Raw genomic sequence first — 22,029 nt, 5'->3', positions numbered from 1 at the left:
TCATGGAGAAACAGCCAACGTCCCCGCCCGCAATGCGCCAGCGGCTCGACAAGTGGCTGTTCTTCGCCCGGCTCCTCAAGTCGCGGTCGCTTGCGCAGAAGGCGATCGAAGCCGGCCATGTGGCGGTGAACGGCACACGGGAAATACAATCCTCTGCCCAGGTCAGGGCGGGCGACATGCTGGAGCTGTCGCTCGAGCAGCGCGATCTCGTCGTGCGGGTGCTCTTGCCGGGAACTCGGCGGGGGCCCTATGAAGAGGCCCGGCTGCTTTACGAAGATCTGACGCCGCCGGTCGCCACACGGAAACGGACGCCCTTCGAGCAGGCGACGCGCGAGCGCGGCGCCGGGCGACCGACCAAGAGGGAGCGTCGCGAAACGGACCGCCTGAAGCCCGGTTCCGACGACCGGGATTAGGGCCGGCACCTGCAGCGCCGCACGTCTTTTCGGACGCGCAAAGGTCGCGCAACCCTTTGAATCTGTGCATTGAGCTTCCCAAAAGTCGGGTACGACATTCAGGCCGATGCAATAGCTCCGGCGCGCTCCCGACCCGGGGTGGCCGTTTGGGTCCTGCCGGGGTAGATGGCGTTTTGGGCGTGGCGATCCGAAAGCGTGGCGGCGGCGGAAAAGTCTGCTCATTCCGCGGCAAATCGCGCATGGATAATTCTTGCAAAGGACGTCCAAAGCCTTTACGTCACAAGCCACGTTGGGTGGCATTCGGGTCTGCTTCGGCAGCTATGCGCGCCGGACATTCCTAGCATGTGCGGACGACAGGGCATCACCGTCAATTGCCGTCTGCCATCAAATGTGAGCATTGGCTGGAGTACCTCATGACGTATGTCGTGACCGACAATTGCATTCGCTGCAAATATACGGACTGTGTGGAAGTCTGCCCGGTGGATTGCTTCTACGAAGGCGAGAACTTCCTCGTCATCCACCCTGATGAATGCATCGACTGCGGCGTGTGCGAACCGGAATGTCCCGCTGGCGCGATCAAGCCGGACACCGAGCCTGGCCTGGACATGTGGTTGAAATTGAACGCTGATTTTTCCACTAAGTGGCCGAACATCACGGTCAAGCGGGAGCCGATGCCCGAGGCCAAGGAGATGGACGGCGTCGAAGGGAAATACGAACAGTATTTCTCCCCGGAGCCGGGGCAAGGCGACTGAGGCTGGCGGCCGCTTCGTTCGTCGCGGCTGACCAAGGTTAAGAGATGCAGGGACGAAATGTGGGGAGATCCCCGCCGGCCCGTGACCGGTGCGAGCGTGGCTGCTTGATCGTTGCCATGCAGCAAATTATTGATTTCGGCAGTTTTTTGTGATAGGTTCCGCACACTGATCCACAGAGGGTGCTTTTGCGCGCCCGAAAACCAGCACGAAAGCAAACGATCTCCACGACGCGGCACTCTTCAAATACGCAACGTTTCGTTGCTTGTGATTGCGGCGTATGTGGCTGTTTGTGTTTCGTCGGACGGAGCAGGATGGACCCCACCCGGCGGTATCCCCGTCTATCCGGGCCTCACCGACCCGGCCCGGCCTCTTGAGGCCGGTGCGCAACAGGGAGTGTTTGAAACGAATGACGACCCAGCAGAAAAAATCTTCAACGCGCCAAGGCTTCAAGACCGGTGAATCGATTGTGTATCCGGCCCATGGTGTTGGCCAGATCGTCGCGATCGAGGAGCAGGAAGTTGCGGGCATGAAGCTCGAGCTTTTTGTCATCGATTTCGAGAAGGACAAGATGCGCCTCAAGGTGCCGGTGGCAAAAGCCGTCAGCATCGGCATGCGTAAGTTGTCCGAGACCGATTTCGTTGATCGCGCGTTGAAGGTTGTGCAGGGCAAGGCTCGCGTCAAGCGGACCATGTGGTCGCGGCGCGCCCAGGAATACGACGCCAAGATCAACTCCGGCGATCTGATATCCATTGCGGAAGTGGTGCGCGACCTCTATCGCGCGGAGAACCAGCCGGAACAGTCCTATTCCGAGCGCCAGCTCTATGAAGCCGCTCTGGACCGCATGGCACGCGAGATCGCGGCGGTGAACAGGATGTCGGAAACGGAAGCCGTGCGCCTCGTGGAAGCGAACCTCAATAAGGGGCCGAAGCGCGGCAAGGCCGTCGAAGAGGACGATACCCAGGACGAGGCCGCTTAATCATCCGGATCGGCGACGGTTCCTTGGGAACGGCGCATCCGCCTTGACGCGGGCAAAACTTCTCGACCTGCACTTACCAAGACACCAGAAAGCCCGGCCCAGTGCCGGGCTTTCTATTTTCCACTGCAACAGCGGTCCGGTCCCGCTGCCTGTCTCCATATCGACTTCGGTTTGTCGCATCGGCCCGAATATCGGATCCGATTTCTTGGCATGCAGCAATTCAAAGAAAAGAAAAGGGGCCGTTGCGCGTCCGATTACATTTGAAAGGTCGATGTGGTTGCGCCCACAGCAAGAATACCGCCGTGTAGGCCCTTGCCCGCTGCAATCAAAAATCGTGCATCCGATGGAACTTTTCGCTGTCGCGTACGTTTGACGTTAACGGGACGGTTCTACGCCCGGGCGATCTGGCTCTGTGACTTCTCACCGTTTCAGGTTCGTATTTCGATTTAGGGCGCTCTCTTATTTCGTCAAGTCGTGCCCATTTCCGTCATCGCCGAACGCTGCCGGCGGCGTTTGGTCCCTATTCACGGCGAGGCGTTCGGCGCCAATACGGAGCAATCGATGAAGACTCTCACAGCAGACCGGCGTTTGATCAAGATCGCCATGGATGCCCCCTATCTGGAGCGGGACGAAGAGCATGCGCTGGCAGAAGCCTGGCGATACGACCACGATCAGGAGGCCCGCAACAAGATTGCCATGTCGCATATGCGTCTGGTTGTCGCAATGGCAGCGAAATTCCGCAGCTTCGGTCTGCCCATGGGCGACCTGGTCCAGGAGGGTCATATCGGCCTCCTGGAGGCGGCCGCGCGTTTCGAGCCGAGCCGGGAGGTACGCTTCTCCACCTATGCCACCTGGTGGATCCGGGCCTCGATGCAGGATTATGTCTTGCGCAATTGGTCGATCGTCAGAGGCGGCACCAGTTCGGCGCAGAAGGCGCTGTTCTTCAATTTGCGCCGGCTGAGAGCCCGGCTGGCCCAAGGGGACCGGCAGCTTACATCGCAGGCGATGCATGAGGAAATCGCCGTCGCTCTCGGCGTCAGTCTCGCGGACGTCCAGACCATGGATGCGCGCCTTTCCGGCAACGACGCGTCGTTGCAGGCGCCGGTTGGGCACGGCGACGCGGAGGGCGGCGCGCGCCTCGATTTCCTTCCAAGCGACGCGCCGCTGCCAGACGAGCAGGTCAGCGAGACGATCGACGGCGAACGCGCGCGCCGCTGGCTGCACAGCGCGCTCGGCGAACTCAGCGAGCGCGAAATGAAGATCATCCGTGCGCGGCGGCTGTCGGAGGACGGAGCGACACTCGAAGAACTGGGGGTCGCTCTCGGCATATCGAAGGAACGCGTGCGCCAGATCGAAACGAGGGCGCTCGAAAAGCTGCGCGCGGCGCTCGCCGCCAGGGCGCCTGCGCTGACCGCAGGCATGCATTAGCTTGGCGCATTGGCCCGAAATTCGTACCCGATTTTCGGGCGCCGTTGCGCAGGTTCAAAGAGTTGCAGCAAGCTTTGCGCGTCTGAAGAGACGCGCGGCGCTTCCACTACCGTGCCTGCGCCCGGCGCAGCCGCCGCTCGAGCGCCCTTAATGCGAGCGACAGCCCGATCGTCAGGATCAGGTAGACATAGGCGACGATCGAATAGGTCTCGAAGAAGCGGAAGGAGCCAGAGGCGTAGATCTTTCCCATCTGCGTGATGTCGGCGACGCCGAGCACGGAAACGAGCGAGGAATCCTTCACCATTGCCACGAAATCATTGCCGAGCGGTGGCAGGATGACGCGGATCGCCTGCGGAAAGACCACAAGGCGGAAGCGCTGAAAGCGCGAGAGCCCGAGCGCCATCGCGGCCTCGACCTGCCCCTTGTCGACCGATTGGATGCCGGCGCGAAAGACCTCGGCGATGAAGGCCGAATAGCCGATCATCAGCGCGATGATCGCCCGCCACATCAGCGATATGTCGCGAACGACCAGCGGCTCCATCCATCCTGCCGAAATGATCGGCGCCGCCAGGAAATTGGCCGCAACCACAAGCGCCGGCGCCCCGACGAAGGCGATATAGAAGAGCAGGACGAGGATCGGCACGCCACGGATGACCTCCGTATAGAAGCGCGCGACCTGGCGGAGCGCCACGTGCTCGGAAAGGGCCATCAGGGCGATGCCAAGGCCCAGCACGGTCGCAAGCGCAAAGCCCGCAAGCGTGACGAAGACGGTCACGCCTATGCCCTTGAGCACGACGCCGAAGACCTGTGTAAATATCTCGTTGGTGACGATGACCGCAGCAAGAAGAGCGGCGATCGCGAGAAGGGCGACCAGCCACCACGGATAGTCGCCCTTCCCGGATGTGCCGGATGATTTGACTGGAGCCAAGCGATCAGCCACCCATTTTGTAGTCGAGGAACCACTTCTTGTTCAACGCCTCGAAGGTGCCGTCCTCCTTGAGCGCCTTGATGGCGGCATTGACCGGGGCGACAAGATCGGAGCCCTTCGGGAAGATGAAACCGAAGTCCTCGGTGCCAAGCGGCTCGCCGACCACCTTCAGCTTGCCTTCGGACGCGTCGACGTAACCCTGTGCGGCGACGCTGTCGGTCAGCACCAGATCGACGTCGCCGGCCTTGAGCGCCTGGACGGTGGCGCCGAAGGTCTCGAACAACTTGATGCGCGGGTTCTGCTCGTTGCCGTCGAGAATCTCGTAGACGGCCGTATAAAAAGGCGAAGTGCCCGGCTGCGCGCCGATCAGCGCATCCTCGACCGTGGCGAAGCTTTTGGCGTCGTTGAAGCGCGCCTCGTCGCTGCGCACCAGCATGAATTGCTGGGAGCGCATATAGGGATCGGAGAAATCCACCTTCTCCTTGCGGTCGTCCTTGATGGTGATGCCGGTCATGCCGATCTGGTACTGGCCGTCGGAAACCGCCTGGATCATGGCGTCCCAGCTGACGTTCTGATACTCGACCTTGAAGTTCAGCCGCTTGGCGATCTCGTTCATGGCGTCGTATTCCCAGCCGACTGCCTTGCCGCTCTGCGGGTCGACGAATTGCAGCGGGGGATAGGCGTTCTCGGTGGCGACGACGACCGTTCTGCCGCCGAGATCCGGCAGGTCGCTGGCGACAGCGGGCGCGGAGAAGGCGAAGGGAAGGGCGAGGGCGGCGGCGATGCCCGCAAGCACCTGGCGGCGGATTGTCATGGAAGGTACTCCTGGAAATTTATGGCGACAGAAGATGTCACAAAATTTCAGGGGAATACAAGCCAAATGGGTCGCGGAGATTCGAGGTTGCCAGGCTTGTGGTAGGCCCTCTTCGCGGGTGGAGCGGGATTTGGGCCGAGACTGTTGCGCATTGATCCCCAAATAAAGAAGGCGGCCCGAGGCCGCCTTCCTGCAAATCCCGGAAAATGCGATTTCTTATTCTGCGGCGTTTTCCGCTGCATTTGCCTCGGCAGCGGCCTTCTCGGCGGCCTCGGCGGCTGCCTTTTCGGCGGCGAGCGCCTGGGCGGCTGCAACCTTTTCAGCCTCGATGCGAGCCTTTTCCTCGGCAACTGCCTGACGCTCGGCTTCGTTCAGCTTGCGGGCGCGCGTGCCGGTGTTCTCGACGATACGGGCCGACTTGCCGCGGCGGTCGCGCAGGTAGTAGAGCTTGGCGCGGCGGACCTTACCGCGGCGAACCACGTCTACACTTTCGACGAGCGGCGAGTAGACCGGGAAGACGCGCTCTACGCCTTCGCCATAGGAGATCTTGCGAACGGTGAAGCTCTCGTTGATGCCGCCGCCGGAGCGGGCGATGCAGACGCCTTCATAGGCCTGGACGCGGGTACGGTTGCCTTCGACGACGCGGACGTTGACGCGCACGGTGTCGCCGGCGGAGAATTCCGGAAGGGTGCGCTTGGCGGCGATCTTGGCGGCCTGTTCGGCTTCCAGCTGCTGGATGATGTTCATCGGTCTAAACCTTTGCTTTTCTGAAACAGCCAGAGCGCTCTCGACCGGCCCGTCGGATTCCTTCGGGCCTTGCCCGGTCGGGCAGGAGCGGTTTCACCATTCTTTGTTTATGGTCGTCTTTGTTTACGGTCTCGGGCAAGAACCCGAACCGGGCCGGCACATACACCAAACGGGCCCGCTTGTCATCCCCGAAAGCGGAATTTCTCGGTGCTTGCAGCCGATATCGCAAGCGGCTATCCCGATGTCCAGGCCGTTCGGGGGGAGATGATGACGCTATTCCATGTGCTACTGCTGTTCGTTGCCGGATTTCTGTCCGGCGTCGTCAATGCCATCGCTGGCGGCGGCACGTTTCTCACCTTCGGCGCCATGACGCTCGGCGGTCTGCCGCCAATCGTCGCCAATGCGACCTCCTCGATCATCCAGTTGCCCGGCTATGTCACGTCGGCGCTCGCCTATGCCAAGGAGATCCGCGCCGATCGTCGCAACGCGATCGTCCTGGGACTTATCTCGGCGATCGGCGGACTTGCGGGGGCGCTGATCCTCCTGTCGCTCTCCAATCCGTCCTTCCGCGCCATGGTGCCCTGGCTGCTGATTGCCGCCACCGCGATCTTCGCCGCTGGGCCCCTGTTGAAGCCGAAGGCGCGCAGCGACGAGCACAGGATCGGCCCGCTGGGCGTCGCAAGCCAGATGGCGACCTCGGTCTATGGCGGCTTCTTCGGGGCCGGCATGGGGATCATGATGCTTGCGGTGCTCGGACTTGCGACCGGCGGTGGCTATCACCGGCTGAACGCGCTCAAAAACTTCATCTCGATCGTGATTGCCACGATCGCGATCTTCGTCTTCGCGGCGGGTGGCGTCGTTTCCTGGCTGCACGCGGCGATCATGGTGCCGGGCGCGGCACTTGGCGGCTATTCAGGCGTCTGGGCGGCGCGGCGGGTTCCCCAATCGGTGATCCGCGCGCTCGTCGTGGCCGTCGGCCTGCTGCTGGCCGCCTATTATTTCTTCACGGGCTGAGCCGGATCACGCTTCAGAAGGTCCGGACGGCGCTCCTCCGTCAGCCGCCGCGCCTCGGCCTCGCGCCATCTGGCGATTGCCCCGTGGTTTCCGGAGGTCAGTACCGCCGGGATCTCCTGACCTTCGAAGACCTGCGGCCGCGTATAGTGCGGGTGCTCCAGCAATCCGCCCTCGAAGCTCTCATGCACGCCGGAAAGGTCGTTGCCCATCACCCCCGGTAGGATGCGCACGACCGCATCGAGCAGCACCAGCGCCGCCGGCTCGCCGCCGGAGAGGATGTAGTCGCCGATTGAGATCTCCTCGAGCTGGCGCGTATCGATGACGCGCTGGTCGACTCCCTCGAAGCGGCCGCAGACGATGACCGCGCCGGGGCCGCTCGCAAGCTCACGCACCCGTGCCTGGGTCAGCGGCCGCCCGCGCGGGCTCATCAACAGGCGCGGCCGATCGTCATCCGACGAGACATGATCGATGGCGCGGGCAAGCACATCGGGTTTCAGTACCATGCCGGCGCCGCCGCCGGCCGGCGTGTCGTCGACGGTGCGGTGCTTGTCCTCGGCGTGATCGCGGATCTGCACGGCCTCGATCGACCATTGCCCGCGTTCGAGCGCCTTGCCGGCAAGGGACAGGCCGAGATGCCCCGGGAACATCTCCGGATAAAGCGTCAGCACCGTCGCGCGAAAGGACATTGCCGTCTCACTTGCGCTTGGTGGGGAAGGATTTGCCGATACCCTCGTCCTTGTCCTCGACCAGGCCCGCGGCTACCGGGTCGACCAGCAGCTTGCCGGCCTCCAGGTCGATTTCCAGAACCGACCATTCGGTGAAGGGAATGAGCACCGGTCTTCTGCCCGGGCCTTTCAGTTCCAGAAGGTCGCCGGCGCCGAAATCGAAAACGCCCGTCACCGAGCCGTAGCTCTTTCCGGCGCTGTCGACAGCTTCCAGGCCTTCGAGGTCCGCATAGAAGAACTCGTCCTCTTCGAGGTCATCGTCGGGGAGGTTGTCGCGCTCGATGAAGAGTTCGAGCCCGTTCAGCGCCTCGGCAGCAGTCCGGTCGTTGATGCCGCGGAAACGCACGATGACGACGTTTTTTGCCTCGCGGACTTCCAGGATCTCGAAGACGCGGCCGTCGTCGCTGTGCAGATGGCCGTAATCACCGAGCGCGGTCGGATCGTCCGTGTAGGATTTCAACCGGACTTCGCCGCGCAGGCCTTGCGCTGCACCGATCGTCGCCATCAGGACAGGGTTCTTGAGTGTCGTCATCGCCGGCATCCATGCGGGGTCTTGTGGGCTGCACATAAAGCAAAACGGGCGGCATGGAAATGCCGCCCGTCCGCCACATCGTTTTGATGCAGATTATTCCGCGGCAGCTTCTGCTGCGTCTTCGGCGCGCTGCTTGGCTTCGGCGGCGCGCTCCTGAGCCTTCTTGCCGGGCTGTGCCTTGGTCGGGTTGTTGCGGGCCGGGCGCTTGGCGAGACCGGCCTGGTCGAGGAAGCGGAGCACGCGGTCTGTCGGCTGCGCGCCCTGGGCGATCCAGTGGCTCACGCGCTCGGCGTTCAGTTCGATGCGCTTTTCGTCATCCTTGGCAAGCATCGGATTCCAGGAACCGAGCTTCTCGAGGAAGCGGCCGTCACGCGGCGAGCGGGCATCGGCAACGACGATCTGGTAATAGGGGCGCTTCTTGGAACCGCCGCGGGCGAGACGAATTTTCAGTGCCATATCAATTTACTCCTTGCAGGCTTTCTTGACCGCTTCTTTCAAGCGGAACGGGTGGTGCCGGCGCTGCCCGCGGGCTGCGAGCGATCGGCGGCAATGGCTTCATGATGCCGGATGACTTCCTTGATGATGAAGTTCAGGAACTTCTCGGCGAAATCCGGGTCCAGATTGGCATCCTTGGCAAGGTGCCGAAGGCGTTCGATCTGGTATTCTTCGCGCGCCGGATCGGCCGGCGGCAAGCTGTGCTTGGCTTTGAGAACACCCACCGCCTTGGTGCAGCGGAAGCGTTCGGCCAGCATATGGACGAGAGCGGCATCGATATTGTCGATCGACTGCCGGTAGCTCGCCAATTCCTCTTTGATCTCGGGATCAAGCATTCGTCGCGATCCTCACTTCTTCTTCGGCAGGCCGGGAAGGCCCGGGAATCCGCCGCCAAGACCCGGCAGCTTGGCGCCGCCCAATCCTGGTAAACCTTGGCCCGGTAAACCTTGGCCGGGCAAACCATTTCCGCCGCCGAGGCCCGGCATCCCGCCCGGCTTGCCGAGACCGGCCGCTTCAGCCTGCTTCTGCAGCGCTTCGAGCTGTTTCGGGTCGAGCTTGGAGAGATCGGGCATGCCGCCGCCTAAGCCCCCGAGGCCCATCTTGTTGGCAAGGCCCCCCATCATCTGCTTCATCATGCCGCCTTTGCCCTTGCCGCCCATCATCTTCATCATGTCCGCCATCTGGCGGTGCATCTTCAGGAGCTTGTTGATATCGGAGGCATCGGTGCCGGAGCCCCTCGCAATGCGCTTCTTGCGCGAATGCTTGAGGATGTCTGGATTAGCCCGCTCGGCCTTCGTCATCGAGGAGATGATGGCAAGCTGGCGCTTGAACAGCTTATCGTCGAGGCCGGCGGCGGCCATCTTGTCCTTCATGCCCGCCATGCCCGGCATCAGCCCCATGATGCCGCCCATGCCGCCCATCTTCTGCATCTGCCGCAACTGATCGGCGAGGTCGTTCAGGTCGAACTTTCCCTTGGCCATTTTGGCGGCCATGGCCGCCGCCTTCTCGGCGTCGATGTTCTCCGCCGCCTTCTCGACCAGCGAGACGATGTCGCCCATGCCGAGAATGCGGTCGGCGACGCGGCGGGGATGGAACTCCTCGAGTTCGTCCATCTTCTCGCCGACGCCGATGAGCTTGATCGGCTTGCCGGTGACTGCGCGCATCGACAGGGCGGCGCCACCGCGGCCGTCACCGTCCATGCGGGTCAGGACGAGGCCGGTGATGCCGACGCGTTCGTCGAAGTTGCGGGCGAGATTGACGGCGTCCTGGCCAGTCAGCGCGTCGGCGACGAGCAGGATCTCATGCGGATTGGATTTCCGCTTGATCTCCGCCATCTCGATCATCAGCGGCTCGTCGATATGGGTGCGACCGGCGGTGTCGAGGATGACGAGGTCATGGCCGCCGAGCTTCGCCGCCTGCACGGCGCGGACGGCGATATCGGTCGGCGACTGGCCGGCGATGATCGGCAGCGTGTCGATGCCGGTCTGGACGCCGAGCTGGCGCAGCTGTTCCTGGGCGGCCGGGCGACGGGTGTCGAGCGAGGCCATCAGGACCTTTTTCTTGTCGCGCGTCGTCAGCCGCCTGGCGATTTTGCCGGTTGTCGTCGTCTTGCCCGAGCCCTGCAGGCCCACCATCATGATGACCACTGGGGCGGGCGCGTTGAGGTCGATCGTCACCCCTTCCGAGCCGAGCATGGCGACAAGCTCGTCATGGACGATCTTGACGACCATCTGGCCGGGCTTGATCGCCTTCAGGATTTCCGCGCCGACCGCCTTTTCGCGGACCTTTTCGGTGAAGGAGCGCACGACGTCGAGAGCGACGTCGGCTTCGAGCAGCGCACGGCGAACCTCCCGTAGCGCCGCGGAAACGTCAGCTTCCGACAGGGCGCCGCGGCCGGTCAGTCCATTCAATATGGAACCAAGACGGTCCTGCAGGCTCTCGAACATACTCTCATCCTTCTGGTTCCGGTTGGCCTTCTAGGCTCGCCGGAAACGTGGGGTCCCTCGCGTGGAAAACAAAGCGCAAAGCCAAAAACCACCCGAGGGCGCGACGCGCTGTCGGATGGTGGCCTCCGGGCTCTCTTTACACCTTTTCGGGCCCCGGTCGGCGGCTTCGAAGTCATCACTTGCGAAGGATTTTGCCCGGATAAACAGGAAAGCCGGCGGAAAGTCAAGGAGCGGAAGGTGAAACCGGAGCGCCCGGCTTCAAATCAGGACGGCGCCGCGGCCCTTGAGCGCCGCGACCTGCCTGCCCCAATCCGCTTGATCGCGGCTCAGCACCGCGTCTTCGACGATCTCGACCCGATAGCCGCGATTGAGCGCGCCGTTGGCGGTGGCCTGCACGCAATAGGAGCCGTCGAGCCCGGTGAGGAGGAGAGTTCCGATCTGTTTCGCCGCCAGATAGCCTTCCAGCTCCGGTGACGAGAAGCTGTCGCTGCGCGCCTTCAGCACTTCGAAATCCGGCTCGACCGGGAGCCTCATGAGGCCGAGGCCCCTGGAGCCGGGAATACCGCGCCCCTCGCCGAAGAGGCGGATCATCAGCCGTATGAGCGGCGCGCGATAGACATGGCGAATGGCGATCACGGGGATGTCCGCTTTCTTCGCCTTGGCGGCCATAATGTCGATCGCCTCGATACGGGCCTTCAGATAGGCCTCGTCCCAGCCGTACCGTCCGCCGACGGTGGTGAAATCCTCCTGCATGTCGATGATGAGCAGCGCCAGGTTCGGCCGCAGGGAGACATCGATGCGTTCGCCGGTCGTCGGCGTATAGGCTGCCTTGAGTTCGCGCCGCAATTCGAGGACAAAAAGCAGCGCGACGACGACGATCGCCGCGAGCGCCCAGAGGAGCGGCGTCACAATCTCTCCTCCCCGCCTTCACTGGCCGCGGCGAGCGCCTCGAAGGCGGCGTCAATGCGCATCATCACCCGCAGCGCCACGACCACTTCGGTCTGGTTGATGTCGCCGAGAACGGCGTGCAGCATCTCGAGCTCGCGCCGGTGAACGGTCTGGAACAGATCCCGCCCGGCGGCGGTCGGCGCGCAGATATAGGCGCTGCGGTGCTCGGGATTGGGCGTCTTCTCGATCAGGCCTTTGGAAATGAGCCCGGCGGCCATGCGCTGCACGAACTGCCGCTTCATGCAGAGCTGCCTGGCCGCCTCCGGAACCGTCAGCGGCTGTCCGCAGATGAGCTCGAGGACGGCGCGCTCGGCGACGCTGATCCCCGCCGCTTGCAGCAGTTTCTCCATCGTCCTGCCGACATTGAGGTGGACGGGGCGGATGAGCCTGATCGCCTTATAGAGGCGCTCCTGTTTGTCGAATCGGACCAGCATTGAAGCATGGTAGCAATCGAGTTGCCGTCTTCAAGAAATTCTTGACGGTCCGCCGCGCCCCCCTGTCCTTGGCCAGTCTGCTCTCCTATCTTTCGCAAGCATGCGGTCGAGGCAGCCATGAGGAAGGACGTCAATCCCTATTACAGCGGCCCGATTTCCGATCATTTCGACGGTGTCCGCTTCTTCAACCCCGGCGGCTTCCCGCCGCGCGGTCTGGCGCACCTCATTCGCTGGCAGCTCGGCGGCAGACGCGTGCAATGGCCGGCGCATTACCAAAGCCCCTTCCATCAGGCCAAACCCGATCTTGCCGTTGCCGGCGACCGCCTGCGCGTGACCATGGTCGGTCACGCGACGCTGTTGATCCAGGTGGCGGGCGTCAACATCCTGACCGATCCGGTCTGGTCGGGCCGCGCAAGCCCCTTCGCCTTTGCCGGACCCCGTCGCCGCAACGCGCCCGGTATCCTGATGGACGACTTGCCGCCGATCGACGTCGTCCTCGTCACCCACAATCACTACGATCATCTCGATCTTAAGACGCTCGACGCGCTCCATGCCGGGCATGAACCGCATATTGTTACGCCGCTCGGCAACGACACGATCATCCGCCGTGCCGTGCCGGGCGCTCGGATATCCGTCATGGACTGGGGCGATCGGCTCAACCTCGAAGACGGCATCGTCGTCCATGCGGAACCCTGCCACCATTGGTCCGCGCGCCGCACGAGCGACCGGCGGATGGCGCTCTGGGCCGCCTTCGTCCTCGAGACCCCGGCCGGCAAGATCTATCACATCGGCGACACCGGCTTTCACGGCGGTACCAATTACCGGAGCGCGCGGAGAAAGCACGGCGCTTTCCGCCTCGCCAACCTGCCCTTCGGCTGCTACGAACCGCGCTGGTTCATGGAAGGCCAGCACCAGAATCCGGAAGAGGCGGTGATGGGCATGCTCGCCTGCGGCGCCGGACATGTGGCCGGTCACCATTGGGGCACCTTCCGGCTGACCAATGAGGGGATCGAGGAGCCGCTGAGAGCGCTTGAGGCTGCCCTCGAAAAGGCCGGCATCGAAGCGGACCGGTTCAGGGCCTTGCGCCCGGGCGAGGTCTACGATGTGCCTCTTGCGCCGGCCGCATGAGAACGACGCCGGCACTGGTAATTTCCGGGCTTTTCCGCCATATACAGCGCAAATTGGGCGCCTCCCCCGGTGGGAGGCCAGGTTTGGACGATCGCGACATGGCCGATCAGGTGCAATTTGCCCGGATGAACGGGCTTGGAAACAAGATCCTGGTGGTCGACATGCGCGGCCGCAAGGATCGCGTCACGCCCGCGGCCGCGATCGCGCTCAATGCCGATCCGGCGACCCAGTTCGACCAGATCATGGCGATCCACGATCCGAAGGCCGCAGGCACCGACGCCTGGATCGACATCGTCAATTCCGACGGCTCGATGGCGCAGGCCTGCGGCAACGGCACGCGCTGCGTCGTCCAGGCGCTCGCCGCCGAGACCGGCAAGAAGGTCTTCCTCTTCCATACGGTCGCCGGCCTGCTCGAGGCGAAGGAGCATGATGACGGCACGATCTCCGTCGACATGGGAAGCCCGCGTTTCGGCTGGAACGAAATACCGCTCGCGGAGGAATTCCACGACACGCGCCGCATCGAGCTGCAGATCGGGCCGATCGACGATCCGGTCCTCCACTCGCCGTCCGTCGCCTCGATGGGCAATCCCCATGCGATCTTCTGGGTCGAGAACGATGTCTGGAGCTACGATCTCGACCGCTTCGGACCGCTGCTCGAAAACCATCCGATCTTCCCCGAGCGCGCCAATATATCGATCGCGCATGTCCGCTCCCGGACCGAGATGGACCTCAGGACGTGGGAGCGCGGTGCGGGTCTGACGCTCGCCTGCGGCTCGGCCGCCTGCGCAGCCGCCGTCAGCGGCGCGAGAACCGGCCGCACGGAGCGCACGGTGACCGTGAACGTGCCGGGCGGTCCGCTGCTGATCGAATGGCGCAATGCGGACAATCACGTGATCATGACCGGACCGGCCGAATGGGAATGGTCGGGAACGGTCGATCCCGCCAGCGGCGCCTTTCAGCGCGACGAGACGAGCGGCGAAAGCGGAGCCCGGGCGCTTTGAGCGGCGTCGAGGTCATAACCTTCGGCTGCCGGCTGAACACCTATGAATCGGAAGTCATGCGGGCGGAGGCCGAGAAGGCGGGGCTGAACAACGCCATTCTCGTCAACACCTGCGCCGTCACCGGCGAGGCGGTGCGCCAGGCGCGCCAGGCGATCCGCCGCGCGCGCCGCGAAAACCCGCATGCGCGTATCATCGTCACCGGCTGCGCCGCCCAGACCGAGAAGGAAACCTTCGCCGAAATGGCGGAGGTCGATGCCGTGCTCGGCAATGAGGAAAAACTCAAGAGCGCCTCCTACCGCGCCCTGCCGGATTTCGGCGTCTCGGCCGAGGAGAAGCTGCGCGTCAACGACATCATGAGTGTGCGCGCCACCGCGCCGCAAATGGTGAAGCATATCGACGGCCATGTACGCGCCTTCATCCAGGTGCAGAACGGCTGCGACCATCGGTGCACGTTCTGCATCATTCCCTATGGCCGCGGCAATTCCCGCTCGGTGCCGATGGGTGCGGTCGTCGAGCAGGCGCGCCGGCTTGTCGACGGCGGCTACCAGGAGATCGTGCTGACGGGCGTCGACGCCACGAGCTACGGGGTGGACTTACCCGGGACACCGACGCTCGGGCTTCTTGCAAAGACCTTGCTGAAGCACGTGCAGGAGATCCTGCGCCTCAGGCTTTCCTCGATCGACAGCATCGAGGCGGATCGGCACCTCCTCGACGTGATCGCCGAAGAGCCGCGCTTCATGCCCCATCTGCACCTGTCGCTGCAGCACGGTGACGACCTGATCCTGAAGCGGATGAAGCGGCGGCACTCGAACGCCGATGCGCGCGCCTTCTGCGACGAGGTACGCCGCTTGCGGCCCGAGATCAGCTTCGGCGCGGACATGATCGCCGGGTTCCCGACGGAAACCGAGGAAATGTTCGCCAATTCGTTGCGGCTCGCGGAAGAATGCGGCATCGCGCAGTTGCATGTCTTTCCCTATAGCCCTCGCCCCGGCACGCCGGCCGCGCGCATGCCGCAGCTCGACCGAGCGCTCGTCAAGGAACGCGCCGCAAGGCTGAGGGCGAAGGGGGCTGACCTCTACGCCGCCCATCTCGAACGCATGATCGGCAGCGAGCAGACGATCCTCGTCGAGATGAACGGCCTTGCGCACACGGAAAACTTCACGCTCGTCGACGCCGCCGGGCTCGAGCCGCGCTCTCTCGCCAGGGTCGCGATCACCGGTCATAACGGCAAGCATCTGATGATGCAGCCCAAACAGATGGCTGCGGCCTGATACCTGGATAGTCCCATGGCAATTGGTTTCATCAAGAAGATCTTTTCCTTCGGCAAGGACACCGTCGAGGAGAAACCCGTGCCGCCGCAGGAGGCGGCGCCGGAGACACGTGATGCCGTGATTGCGGACGAAGCGGCGGCATCCCCCCCTATTCCTTCGGGTCACCTCCCCCACAAGGGGGAGCAAGGGGAGACCGAAGCGGGCGCCGAGGACGATCGAGCCGCCTTCGAGGAGGCGAAGCTCGGTGCAGAGGATCTCCCCATCCCGCCCGAGCTAACCGCACCGGGGGCCGACACATCAAGCGAAAGCTTTGAGAAAGGCACGAACGTCGCTGCTGACGAAGGCGTCGCGGTGGAGGAAGAGAGCGCTCCGCATCCAATCTCCCCCCTAGGGGGGGAGATGCCCGGCAGGGCAGAGGGGGGTGAAGCCCCTTCCGACCGTGCTGCACTAGCCGACGAGGCGGCGATGCCCCCCTCTGTCCCTTCGGGACATCTCCCCCATAAGGGGGGAGATCAGGCGGAGGCTGCCGCCCCCTCCGAGAGCAACCGGACCGAAAAGCAGGCCGGTGCCGAAGCGAGTGCCGCGCAGGAAGCCCCGGAACCAAGTGCATATATCGCTGCAGACGCTGTCGTGACGGGAGAGGAAGAACCCACACCTCCTGCGCTCTCCCCCCTCGAGGGGGAGATGCCTGGCAAGGGGGGTGACGCAACCGAGGCAGCCACGGCGGCGCCCCACCTCCCCAAAGGCTTCGCAGCCGCGGAAAGACGCCCCGAGGAGGAAGCGCCCGCACCGCAGCTGAAGCTTTCCTGGTACCAGCGCCTGCGCCGCGGCCTCGCGCGCACTTCCTCGCAGCTCACCGGACAGATCGCCAGCCTCTTTACCAAGCGCAAGCTCGACGAGGCGACGCTGCAGGATTTGGAGGACTTGCTGATCCAGGCCGATCTCGGCGTCGAGACGGCGATGCGCATCGCCGATACGCTCGCTTCCGAGCGCTACGGCAAGGATGTGACCGGCGAAGACGTCTCCCGCATCATGGCGGGCGAAATCACCAAGGTGCTGGGGCCCGTCGCTAGGCCGCTGGAGCTCGACCTCAGCCACAAACCGCATGTGATCCTCGTCGTCGGCGTCAACGGCACCGGCAAGACGACGACTATCGGCAAGCTCGCCGCGAAACTCTCGGGCGCGGGGCTGAAGGTGATGCTGGCGGCCGGGGATACGTTCCGCGCCGCTGCGATCGAGCAGTTGAAGATCTGGGCGGAACGGACGAAATCCGACATCGTTGCCTCTAAGCTTGGCGCCGATGCGGCGGGTCTCGCCTATGAGGCCTATGAGCGGGCTCGCGAGAAGAAGTCGGACGTGCTGATCATCGACACCGCCGGCCGGCTGCAGAACAAGGCCGAGCTGATGGCGGAACTCGAAAAGATCGTGCGCGTTCTCGGCAAGCTCGATCCCGAAGCGCCGCACACGGTGCTGCAGACTCTCGATGCGACGACCGGGCAGAACGCGCTGCAGCAGGTGGAGATCTTTCGCAATGTCGCCGGTGTCAGCGGGCTGATCATGACCAAGCTGGATGGCACGGCGCGCGGCGGCATCCTGGTGGCGATCTCCGCCAAGCACAAGTTGCCGGTCTATTTCATCGGTGTCGGCGAGGGGATCGACGATCTCGAGCCGTTCGAGGCGAAGGACTTCGCCGAGGCGATCGCGGGTGTCGGCGGCGCGTGACCGGCGGCGAAGCTGTGCGGCGAAAGCACCGGTTGATATGGTTTTGCCGCAATGCTGGTGTTATGAGCTGCCGGAGCGGGGTGAGGAAAAATGTGAAGCGGTTTTCCGCCTGCGTCCCGCTCAAGCCAGGCGAGAGATGAGAGAACAGGATCCGCAAATGTCGACAATCGAGGCCGCAAAGCCGCGGACAGAGGTAGGCCCGCTTCTGAAGCTCGTGCTGGAGCTCGGCCCGCTGATGGTCTTTTTCTTCGCCAATTCGCGCGGCGAATGGCTGGCGAGCCGCTTTCCGGTGCTCGGCGAGCTGGGCGGCCCGATCTTCATCGCGACCGGCCTGTTCATGGCGGCGACGGCGGCGGCGCTCATCGCCTCCTGGATCATGACCCGCACGCTGCCGATGATGCCGCTTATTTCCGGGATCGTCGTCTTCGTCTTCGGCGCGCTGACGCTCTGGCTGCAGAACGACACCTTCATCAAGATGAAGCCGACTATCGTCAACACGCTCTTCGGCGCGATCCTGCTTGGCGGGCTCCTCTTCGGCAAGTCTCTGCTCGGCTATGTCTTCCATGCCGCCTTCAAGCTTGACGAGGATGGCTGGCGCAAGCTGACGATCCGCTGGGGCCTGTTCTTCCTGTTTCTCGCCGTGCTGAACGAGATCGTCTGGCGCTCCTTCACGACCGATTTCTGGGTCGCCTTCAAGGTCTGGGGAACGATGCCGATCACCATCCTCTTCACGCTTCTCCAGATGCCGCTGATCATGCGGCATTCGCTGGAACGGGAAAGCGCCGAATGACGCTGGCCGCCGGCACCGAAGACAACAGGCAGCGGGTGTGGATCTGGCTGATAGCCTGCCTCGGCGTCATTGCCGTTCAAATGCTGGTGCAGCACCTCATGGGGCGGCTCTGGATCTGCGAATGCGGCTATGTGAAGCTCTGGGAGGGTGCCGTCAATTCCAGCGGCAATTCCCAGCACATCGCCGACTGGTACACGCCGTCACACATCATCCATGGCTTCCTCTTTTATGGCCTCGGCCATCTTCTACTGCGCGGCAAGCCTCTGAGCGCGCGGCTGCTGCTCGCAACTGCGATCGAGGCGGCGTGGGAAATTGCCGAAAACACCCCGGTGGTAATCAACCGCTACCGCTCCGCGACCATCTCGCTCGACTATTTCGGCGACAGCATCCTCAATTCGACCATGGATACGCTCGCCATGGCGGCAGGCTTCCTGCTCGCCTCGCGGCTGCCGGTGGCCATGACGATCGCGCTCGCGATCGCCCTCGAGCTTTTTACCGGTTGGATGATCCGCGACAATTTGACGCTCAACGTGCTGATGCTCGTCTGGCCGCTCGATTCGGTCAAGGTGTGGCAGGCGGGGGGCTGAGGGCGCAGCGAATTGGCCCCTCATCCGCCTGCCCGTCCTCCGCAGCAGCTGCGGAGGGTGGACCGGCACCTTCTCCCCGCTCGCGGGGAGAAGGGACTCGCGACAACGCCGAGTTCCTCGTTCCCGAGTAGGACAAAAGTGGGAACACGCGAATCTTTAGTCCTTCACCCGCGAGGGAGGAACGAGGGTGAGGGGACGCCGCGAGTCACCTTCGCCCCGCCTGCGGGGAGAAGGTGGCCGGCAGGCCGGAGGGGCGGATGCGGTGAAACCGCGGGCCCGCTCACGACCCCGCCAGCGCCTTCTCGATCGCCGGCATCAGCCCTTCCTTCAGCGTCTGCTCGTCGAAAGGACCGGCGCGCTTGTAGAGGATCGTGCCGTCGGCGGCGACGAGGAAGGATTCCGGGATGCCGTAGACGCCCCAGTCGATTGCCGCCTTGCCGTTGGGGTCGACGCCGATCGCCGAGAAGGGATTGCCGAGCTCGCCGAGGAATCTCAGGGCGTTCTCGTTCCGGTCCTTATAGTTGATGCCGACGACAGTCAGGCGCGGATCCTTCGACAACTCAAGAATGATGGGATGTTCCTGGCGGCAGGGCACGCACCAGGAGGCCCATACATTGACGAGGCTCAGCTTGCCCTTGACCGCGGCATCGGTCAGCGCCGGCATCGGCTCGCCCGACGGCGTCACGGCACCTTCGAGCGGCGGCATGTCGAGCATCGGCGCCTTGGTGCCGATCAGCGCGGAGGGGATTTCGCCGATGTCCCTGCCGGAGTTCAATTGGCTCCAGAAGACCGCTGCAAGCCCCGCAAAGATCAGGAGCGGCAGGGCGGCGAGCAAGTAGCGCAAGGCGCCGGGCTTGCGCTCGTCCGGCCGCGGCGCAGGCGTGCTCGTCATGTGCTCTCTCCACCCGTCGCCTCGGCCGAACGGCGGCGGATGCCGGCGGCCTCGAGCGCCTTGAGTTCGCGCTGGCGGGCGCGGCCGTCGCCGACGACCCAGAGCACCAGTCCGACAACGGTTGCGACCGCAACCGCATAGCTCGAGAGGACATAGGCAGCGTGGCTCATCATGGCACGAGCGACTCCCGTCCGGCATTGCGCGCCGCCTGACGCCTGAGCGAGGTCACCCGCCGGCGCCAGATCTCGTTGCGCATGGCGGCGATATGTAGCGAGAAGAACAGAAGCGTGAAGGCGATGGCCATCACCATCAGCGGCCACAGGAATTCCGGGTCGATGGTCGGCCCGTCGAGGCGCATGACGCTCGCCGGCTGGTGCAGCGTGTTCCACCACTCGACGGAGAATTTGATGATCGGGATATTGACGAAGCCGACCAGCACCAAGACGGCCGAGACGCGCGCCGAGCGGGCCGGATCCTCCATGGCCCGATTGAGCGCCATCAGCCCAAGATACATGAGGAAAAGCACGAAGACGGAGGTCAACCGCGCGTCCCAGACCCACCAGGTGCCCCACATGGGCTTGCCCCAGAGTGAGCCTGTGACGAGCGCCAGGAAGGTGAAGGAGGCGCCGATCGGAGCCGCCGCCTTGGCCGAAACGTCGGCGAGCGGATGGCGCCAGACGAGGGTGCCGAGGGCCGAGATCGCCATGACCGTGTAGCACATCATCGACAGCCAGGCCGCGGGCACATGCACATACATGATGCGCACCGTCTCGCCCTGCTGGTAATCGCCCTCGGTCGTGAAGGAGAGCCACAGGCCCACGGCAAAGAACAGCACCGTGAGCACGGCAAGCCACGGCAGCACGCGAGCGGCAAGCGCCAGGAACCGTGTTGGATTGGCGAGGTCGCTGAACTTGCGGATGGCCAGGCTGTTTTCCCTCATGACGGCTCTTTAACGCGGAAGCACCACTTCCGCAATTGATCTACGGCGCCGCGCGTCCTTTCGACGCGCAAAGGTCGCTGTAGCACTTCGATTTGCTGCATATTTCTATCCCTGGATCGAAGTCGATCTAAGGAATTATGCAGTGGTCAATCACGATTGCGTTACGGTCCGCCGAGATCCACGCCTGGACGGGCTTTCGCCTCGCGCTCGTGCGGTCGACCTCAATCGGCCGAATGCCGAAGCGCGGCAGCGGCCGCGACCGGCCCGATCACCGCGAAGAACAGGGTTATCGCCATCAATATCATGAATGGCGGCAGGAAAGGGGCCGGATCCTGGATCGCCGCATAGACGGCGCTGACGCCGAAGATCAGCACGGGCACGGCGAGCGGCAGCACAAGGATCGAGACGAGCAGGCCGCCGCGTGGCAGCGCCACGGCAACCGCCGCGCCGACCGCGCCGATGAAGGTGATCGCCGGCGTGCCCGCCAGAAGCGTGACCACGGTGGCTCCGATCGCGACTTCGTCCATGTTCATGAACAGGCCGAGAAAGGGTGAGGCGACCACCAGCGGCAGGCCGGTTGCGGCCCAATGGGCGGCGCATTTGACGAAGACGGTCAGGAGGAGCGGCGTCTCCTGCATCAAAAGCAGATCGAGCGAGCCATCCTCGCGTTCCGCCTGGAAAAGCCGGTCGAGACCAAGCAGCGAGGCAAGCAGCGCGCCGATCCAGAGGATGGCCGGGCCGATGCGCGCGAGCAGATTGAGATCCGGTCCGACACCGAAGGGAATGACGGCGACGATCGTCATGAAGAAGAGGACGCCGATCATCGCGCCGCCGCCGGCGCGCACGGAAAGCTTCAGGTCGCGGAAGAAGAGGGCGATCAATGGACGAACCCCGTCATCTGCAAGGTCTGCGCCCGGCCGATGCCGAGCGGCTGGTGGGTTGCGGCAATCACGATGCCGCCCCGCGCGAGATGGTCGGCGACCAAACCGGAAAAGAGCCTGTCGGCGCCGGCATCAAGTGCCGCGGTCGGTTCGTCGAGGATCCAGATCGGCCGGTAGGCGACGAGGAGCTTTGCCATCGCCATGCGCCGTTGCTGGCCGGCCGAGAGATAGCCGAAGGGCAGATGGGAGATGCCGGCAAGGCCGACGGCTTCGGCCGCCGCGGCAAGATCGATCCCGGAGCCGCCGGGAGAATCACCCAGAAAACGCTGCCAAAAGGAAAGATTTTCCTCCACAGTCAGCTCTCGCTTCATCGCATTGCGATGGCCGAGATAGTGGCTGAGCTCGCGCGGATGCTCGAAACCGGCAGGTGCGTCTACAAGAAGAAGGCTGCCCGATTCGGCTGCGAGCAGGCCCGCCAGAACGCGCAGCAAGGTGGACTTTCCGGAGCCGTTCGGACCCGTCACGAGGAGCGCTTCACCGGCTGCCAGCGCAAAGGAAATATCGTTAAAAATCAGTTCCTCGCCACGCCTTGCACTCAAACCTTCTACCAGCAGGCGCATGAATTCTAAGCTTTCCTCGACGCTCTTGCCGCAGGGCAAAAAAAG

The 22,029-nt window shown here is 63.7% G+C and carries 25 protein-coding genes and 1 pseudogene; 11 read left to right on the top strand and 15 right to left on the bottom strand.

Features of this window, described 5'->3' with window-relative positions; all coding sequences use genetic code 11:
• Nucleotides 1-2: 2 nt before the first annotated feature.
• The 4 genes from AC4P1R_RS15005 to AC4P1R_RS14990 all read left to right on the top strand — a co-directional run bounded on the left by AC4P1R_RS15005 (nucleotide 3) and on the right by AC4P1R_RS14990 (nucleotide 3,569).
• Complete coding sequence (locus tag AC4P1R_RS15005; protein WP_069458816.1) at nucleotides 3-413, top strand: RNA-binding S4 domain-containing protein; 411 nt, start codon at nucleotides 3-5, stop codon at nucleotides 411-413.
• A 413-nt stretch (nucleotides 414-826) separates the two neighbouring features.
• The gene (gene fdxA / locus AC4P1R_RS15000; protein ID WP_069458815.1) at nucleotides 827-1,165 is read left to right on the top strand and encodes a ferredoxin FdxA; all 339 of its coding nucleotides are present in this window, start codon (nucleotides 827-829) and stop codon (nucleotides 1,163-1,165) included.
• A 406-nt stretch (nucleotides 1,166-1,571) separates the two neighbouring features.
• Nucleotides 1,572-2,141: a CarD family transcriptional regulator gene (locus AC4P1R_RS14995; protein WP_069458814.1), complete on the top strand. Its 570-nt coding sequence runs from the start codon at nucleotides 1,572-1,574 to the stop codon at nucleotides 2,139-2,141.
• A 561-nt stretch (nucleotides 2,142-2,702) separates the two neighbouring features.
• Nucleotides 2,703-3,569: an RNA polymerase factor sigma-32 gene (locus tag AC4P1R_RS14990; RefSeq protein WP_069458813.1), complete on the top strand. Its 867-nt coding sequence runs from the start codon at nucleotides 2,703-2,705 to the stop codon at nucleotides 3,567-3,569.
• A gap of 106 nt (nucleotides 3,570-3,675) precedes the next feature.
• Here AC4P1R_RS14990 and AC4P1R_RS14985 read toward each other — a convergent pair whose 3' ends face one another.
• From AC4P1R_RS14985 to rplS, 3 genes are all read right to left on the bottom strand, one after another.
• Nucleotides 3,676-4,497, bottom strand: coding sequence for an amino acid ABC transporter permease (locus AC4P1R_RS14985; RefSeq protein ID WP_069458974.1), 822 nt, complete (start codon nucleotides 4,495-4,497; stop codon nucleotides 3,676-3,678).
• 4 nt (nucleotides 4,498-4,501) lie between these two features.
• Nucleotides 4,502-5,311 (bottom strand): basic amino acid ABC transporter substrate-binding protein, encoded by an 810-nt coding sequence (locus AC4P1R_RS14980; protein ID WP_069458812.1) that lies wholly within the window; start codon nucleotides 5,309-5,311, stop codon nucleotides 4,502-4,504.
• A gap of 216 nt (nucleotides 5,312-5,527) precedes the next feature.
• Nucleotides 5,528-6,058, bottom strand: a complete 531-nt coding sequence (gene rplS / locus AC4P1R_RS14975) for a 50S ribosomal protein L19 (RefSeq protein WP_069458811.1) — start codon at nucleotides 6,056-6,058, stop codon at nucleotides 5,528-5,530.
• A gap of 267 nt (nucleotides 6,059-6,325) precedes the next feature.
• Between rplS and AC4P1R_RS14970 the strand changes: the two genes are divergently transcribed.
• Complete coding sequence (locus tag AC4P1R_RS14970) at nucleotides 6,326-7,072, top strand: sulfite exporter TauE/SafE family protein (protein WP_069458973.1); 747 nt, start codon at nucleotides 6,326-6,328, stop codon at nucleotides 7,070-7,072.
• Here AC4P1R_RS14970 and trmD read toward each other — a convergent pair.
• The 7 genes from trmD to AC4P1R_RS14935 all read right to left on the bottom strand — a co-directional run bounded on the left by trmD (nucleotide 7,054) and on the right by AC4P1R_RS14935 (nucleotide 12,152).
• On the bottom strand, nucleotides 7,054-7,758 hold the full coding sequence (trmD, locus tag AC4P1R_RS14965) for a tRNA (guanosine(37)-N1)-methyltransferase TrmD (protein ID WP_069458810.1): 705 nt from the start codon (nucleotides 7,756-7,758) through the stop codon (nucleotides 7,054-7,056). The genes AC4P1R_RS14970 and trmD overlap by 19 nt on opposite strands.
• A 7-nt stretch (nucleotides 7,759-7,765) precedes the next feature.
• Nucleotides 7,766-8,329: a ribosome maturation factor RimM gene (gene rimM / locus AC4P1R_RS14960; protein ID WP_069458809.1), complete on the bottom strand. Its 564-nt coding sequence runs from the start codon at nucleotides 8,327-8,329 to the stop codon at nucleotides 7,766-7,768.
• Between the two features lie 93 nt (nucleotides 8,330-8,422).
• Nucleotides 8,423-8,785 (bottom strand): 30S ribosomal protein S16, encoded by a 363-nt coding sequence (gene rpsP, locus AC4P1R_RS14955; RefSeq protein ID WP_492177156.1) that lies wholly within the window; start codon nucleotides 8,783-8,785, stop codon nucleotides 8,423-8,425.
• Nucleotides 8,786-8,823: 38 nt separating this feature from the next.
• On the bottom strand, nucleotides 8,824-9,159 hold the full coding sequence (locus AC4P1R_RS14950) for a chorismate mutase (RefSeq protein ID WP_069458807.1): 336 nt from the start codon (nucleotides 9,157-9,159) through the stop codon (nucleotides 8,824-8,826).
• 12 nt (nucleotides 9,160-9,171) lie between these two features.
• A complete protein-coding gene (gene ffh / locus AC4P1R_RS14945; protein ID WP_069458806.1) occupies nucleotides 9,172-10,770 on the bottom strand; it encodes a signal recognition particle protein in 1,599 nt (532 codons plus the stop codon).
• A 258-nt stretch (nucleotides 10,771-11,028) separates the two neighbouring features.
• On the bottom strand, nucleotides 11,029-11,679 hold the full coding sequence (locus AC4P1R_RS14940; RefSeq protein WP_151611767.1) for a cysteine hydrolase family protein: 651 nt from the start codon (nucleotides 11,677-11,679) through the stop codon (nucleotides 11,029-11,031).
• Entirely contained in the window at nucleotides 11,676-12,152 is a 477-nt protein-coding gene (locus AC4P1R_RS14935; protein ID WP_492177155.1) for a MarR family winged helix-turn-helix transcriptional regulator, read from the bottom strand. Before AC4P1R_RS14935 ends, AC4P1R_RS14940 begins: the two co-directional genes overlap by 4 nt.
• 117 nt (nucleotides 12,153-12,269) lie before the next feature.
• On the opposite strand from AC4P1R_RS14935, the gene AC4P1R_RS14930 reads away from it, so the two are divergent.
• The 6 genes from AC4P1R_RS14930 to AC4P1R_RS14905 all read left to right on the top strand — a co-directional run bounded on the left by AC4P1R_RS14930 (nucleotide 12,270) and on the right by AC4P1R_RS14905 (nucleotide 18,651).
• Nucleotides 12,270-13,280 carry an MBL fold metallo-hydrolase gene (locus AC4P1R_RS14930; RefSeq protein ID WP_069458803.1) on the top strand — a complete coding sequence of 337 codons (1,011 nt, stop codon included), beginning with the start codon at nucleotides 12,270-12,272 and terminating at the stop codon, nucleotides 13,278-13,280.
• A 98-nt stretch (nucleotides 13,281-13,378) separates the two neighbouring features.
• Nucleotides 13,379-14,281, top strand: a complete 903-nt coding sequence (gene dapF / locus AC4P1R_RS14925; RefSeq protein ID WP_069458972.1) for a diaminopimelate epimerase — start codon at nucleotides 13,379-13,381, stop codon at nucleotides 14,279-14,281.
• Nucleotides 14,278-15,552: a tRNA (N(6)-L-threonylcarbamoyladenosine(37)-C(2))-methylthiotransferase MtaB gene (gene mtaB / locus AC4P1R_RS14920; RefSeq protein WP_492177153.1), complete on the top strand. Its 1,275-nt coding sequence runs from the start codon at nucleotides 14,278-14,280 to the stop codon at nucleotides 15,550-15,552. The genes dapF and mtaB overlap by 4 nt, the downstream gene beginning before the upstream one ends.
• A 15-nt stretch (nucleotides 15,553-15,567) precedes the next feature.
• Nucleotides 15,568-17,274, top strand: coding sequence for a signal recognition particle-docking protein FtsY (gene ftsY, locus AC4P1R_RS14915; RefSeq protein ID WP_492177152.1), 1,707 nt, complete (start codon nucleotides 15,568-15,570; stop codon nucleotides 17,272-17,274).
• Nucleotides 17,275-17,431: 157 nt separating this feature from the next.
• Complete coding sequence (locus AC4P1R_RS14910) at nucleotides 17,432-18,064, top strand: septation protein A (protein WP_083265335.1); 633 nt, start codon at nucleotides 17,432-17,434, stop codon at nucleotides 18,062-18,064.
• Nucleotides 18,061-18,651, top strand: coding sequence for a DUF2585 domain-containing protein (locus tag AC4P1R_RS14905; RefSeq protein ID WP_069458799.1), 591 nt, complete (start codon nucleotides 18,061-18,063; stop codon nucleotides 18,649-18,651). The genes AC4P1R_RS14910 and AC4P1R_RS14905 overlap by 4 nt, the downstream gene beginning before the upstream one ends.
• A gap of 280 nt (nucleotides 18,652-18,931) precedes the next feature.
• On the opposite strand, the gene AC4P1R_RS14900 is transcribed toward AC4P1R_RS14905, so the two are convergent.
• The 5 genes and pseudogenes from AC4P1R_RS14900 to ccmA all read right to left on the bottom strand — a co-directional run.
• Nucleotides 18,932-19,543 (bottom strand): DsbE family thiol:disulfide interchange protein, encoded by a 612-nt coding sequence (locus tag AC4P1R_RS14900; RefSeq protein WP_069458798.1) that lies wholly within the window; start codon nucleotides 19,541-19,543, stop codon nucleotides 18,932-18,934.
• Nucleotides 19,540-19,716, bottom strand: coding sequence for a heme exporter protein CcmD (ccmD, locus tag AC4P1R_RS14895; protein WP_083265334.1), 177 nt, complete (start codon nucleotides 19,714-19,716; stop codon nucleotides 19,540-19,542). The genes AC4P1R_RS14900 and ccmD overlap by 4 nt, the downstream gene beginning before the upstream one ends.
• Nucleotides 19,713-20,483, bottom strand: coding sequence for a heme ABC transporter permease (locus tag AC4P1R_RS14890; RefSeq protein WP_069458797.1), 771 nt, complete (start codon nucleotides 20,481-20,483; stop codon nucleotides 19,713-19,715). Before AC4P1R_RS14890 ends, ccmD begins: the two co-directional genes overlap by 4 nt.
• Nucleotides 20,484-20,704: 221 nt before the next feature.
• A complete protein-coding gene (gene ccmB / locus AC4P1R_RS14885) occupies nucleotides 20,705-21,364 on the bottom strand; it encodes a heme exporter protein CcmB (RefSeq protein WP_069458796.1) in 660 nt (219 codons plus the stop codon).
• A pseudogene (ccmA, locus tag AC4P1R_RS14880) lies at nucleotides 21,361-21,921 on the bottom strand (heme ABC exporter ATP-binding protein CcmA); the annotation flags it as partial. The pseudogene ccmA and the gene ccmB, both read right to left, overlap by 4 nt.
• Nucleotides 21,922-22,029: the final 108 nt, after the last annotated feature.

This window comes from Sinorhizobium sp. Y406 (assembly GCF_058732025.1).
Note: the sequence above shows the minus strand (reverse complement) of the source record. Positions and strands in the feature narration are given on the sequence as shown.

Excerpts from the sequence above, each read along its gene's own strand:
- dapF (WP_069458972.1), top strand. The coding sequence starts at position 13,379 with ATGGCCGATCAGGTGCAATTTGCCCGGATGAACGGGCTTGGAAACAAG.
- AC4P1R_RS14950 (WP_069458807.1), bottom strand. The coding sequence starts at position 9,159 with ATGCTTGATCCCGAGATCAAAGAGGAATTGGCGAGCTACCGGCAGTCG.
- AC4P1R_RS14970 (WP_069458973.1), top strand. The coding sequence starts at position 6,326 with ATGACGCTATTCCATGTGCTACTGCTGTTCGTTGCCGGATTTCTGTCC.
- rplS (WP_069458811.1), bottom strand. The coding sequence starts at position 6,058 with ATGAACATCATCCAGCAGCTGGAAGCCGAACAGGCCGCCAAGATCGCC.
- AC4P1R_RS15005 (WP_069458816.1), top strand. The coding sequence starts at position 3 with ATGGAGAAACAGCCAACGTCCCCGCCCGCAATGCGCCAGCGGCTCGAC.
- ffh (WP_069458806.1), bottom strand. The coding sequence starts at position 10,770 with ATGTTCGAGAGCCTGCAGGACCGTCTTGGTTCCATATTGAATGGACTG.
- ftsY (WP_492177152.1), top strand. The coding sequence starts at position 15,568 with ATGGCAATTGGTTTCATCAAGAAGATCTTTTCCTTCGGCAAGGACACC.
- AC4P1R_RS14995 (WP_069458814.1), top strand. The coding sequence starts at position 1,572 with ATGACGACCCAGCAGAAAAAATCTTCAACGCGCCAAGGCTTCAAGACC.
- AC4P1R_RS14910 (WP_083265335.1), top strand. The coding sequence starts at position 17,432 with ATGTCGACAATCGAGGCCGCAAAGCCGCGGACAGAGGTAGGCCCGCTT.
- rpsP (WP_492177156.1), bottom strand. The coding sequence starts at position 8,785 with ATGGCACTGAAAATTCGTCTCGCCCGCGGCGGTTCCAAGAAGCGCCCC.
- AC4P1R_RS14930 (WP_069458803.1), top strand. The coding sequence starts at position 12,270 with ATGAGGAAGGACGTCAATCCCTATTACAGCGGCCCGATTTCCGATCAT.
- trmD (WP_069458810.1), bottom strand. The coding sequence starts at position 7,758 with ATGTCCTTTCGCGCGACGGTGCTGACGCTTTATCCGGAGATGTTCCCG.
- AC4P1R_RS14990 (WP_069458813.1), top strand. The coding sequence starts at position 2,703 with ATGAAGACTCTCACAGCAGACCGGCGTTTGATCAAGATCGCCATGGAT.
- AC4P1R_RS14900 (WP_069458798.1), bottom strand. The coding sequence starts at position 19,543 with ATGACGAGCACGCCTGCGCCGCGGCCGGACGAGCGCAAGCCCGGCGCC.
- AC4P1R_RS14890 (WP_069458797.1), bottom strand. The coding sequence starts at position 20,483 with ATGAGGGAAAACAGCCTGGCCATCCGCAAGTTCAGCGACCTCGCCAAT.
- AC4P1R_RS14905 (WP_069458799.1), top strand. The coding sequence starts at position 18,061 with ATGACGCTGGCCGCCGGCACCGAAGACAACAGGCAGCGGGTGTGGATC.
- AC4P1R_RS14935 (WP_492177155.1), bottom strand. The coding sequence starts at position 12,152 with ATGCTGGTCCGATTCGACAAACAGGAGCGCCTCTATAAGGCGATCAGG.
- AC4P1R_RS14980 (WP_069458812.1), bottom strand. The coding sequence starts at position 5,311 with ATGACAATCCGCCGCCAGGTGCTTGCGGGCATCGCCGCCGCCCTCGCC.
- fdxA (WP_069458815.1), top strand. The coding sequence starts at position 827 with ATGACGTATGTCGTGACCGACAATTGCATTCGCTGCAAATATACGGAC.
- ccmD (WP_083265334.1), bottom strand. The coding sequence starts at position 19,716 with ATGATGAGCCACGCTGCCTATGTCCTCTCGAGCTATGCGGTTGCGGTC.
- rimM (WP_069458809.1), bottom strand. The coding sequence starts at position 8,329 with ATGACGACACTCAAGAACCCTGTCCTGATGGCGACGATCGGTGCAGCG.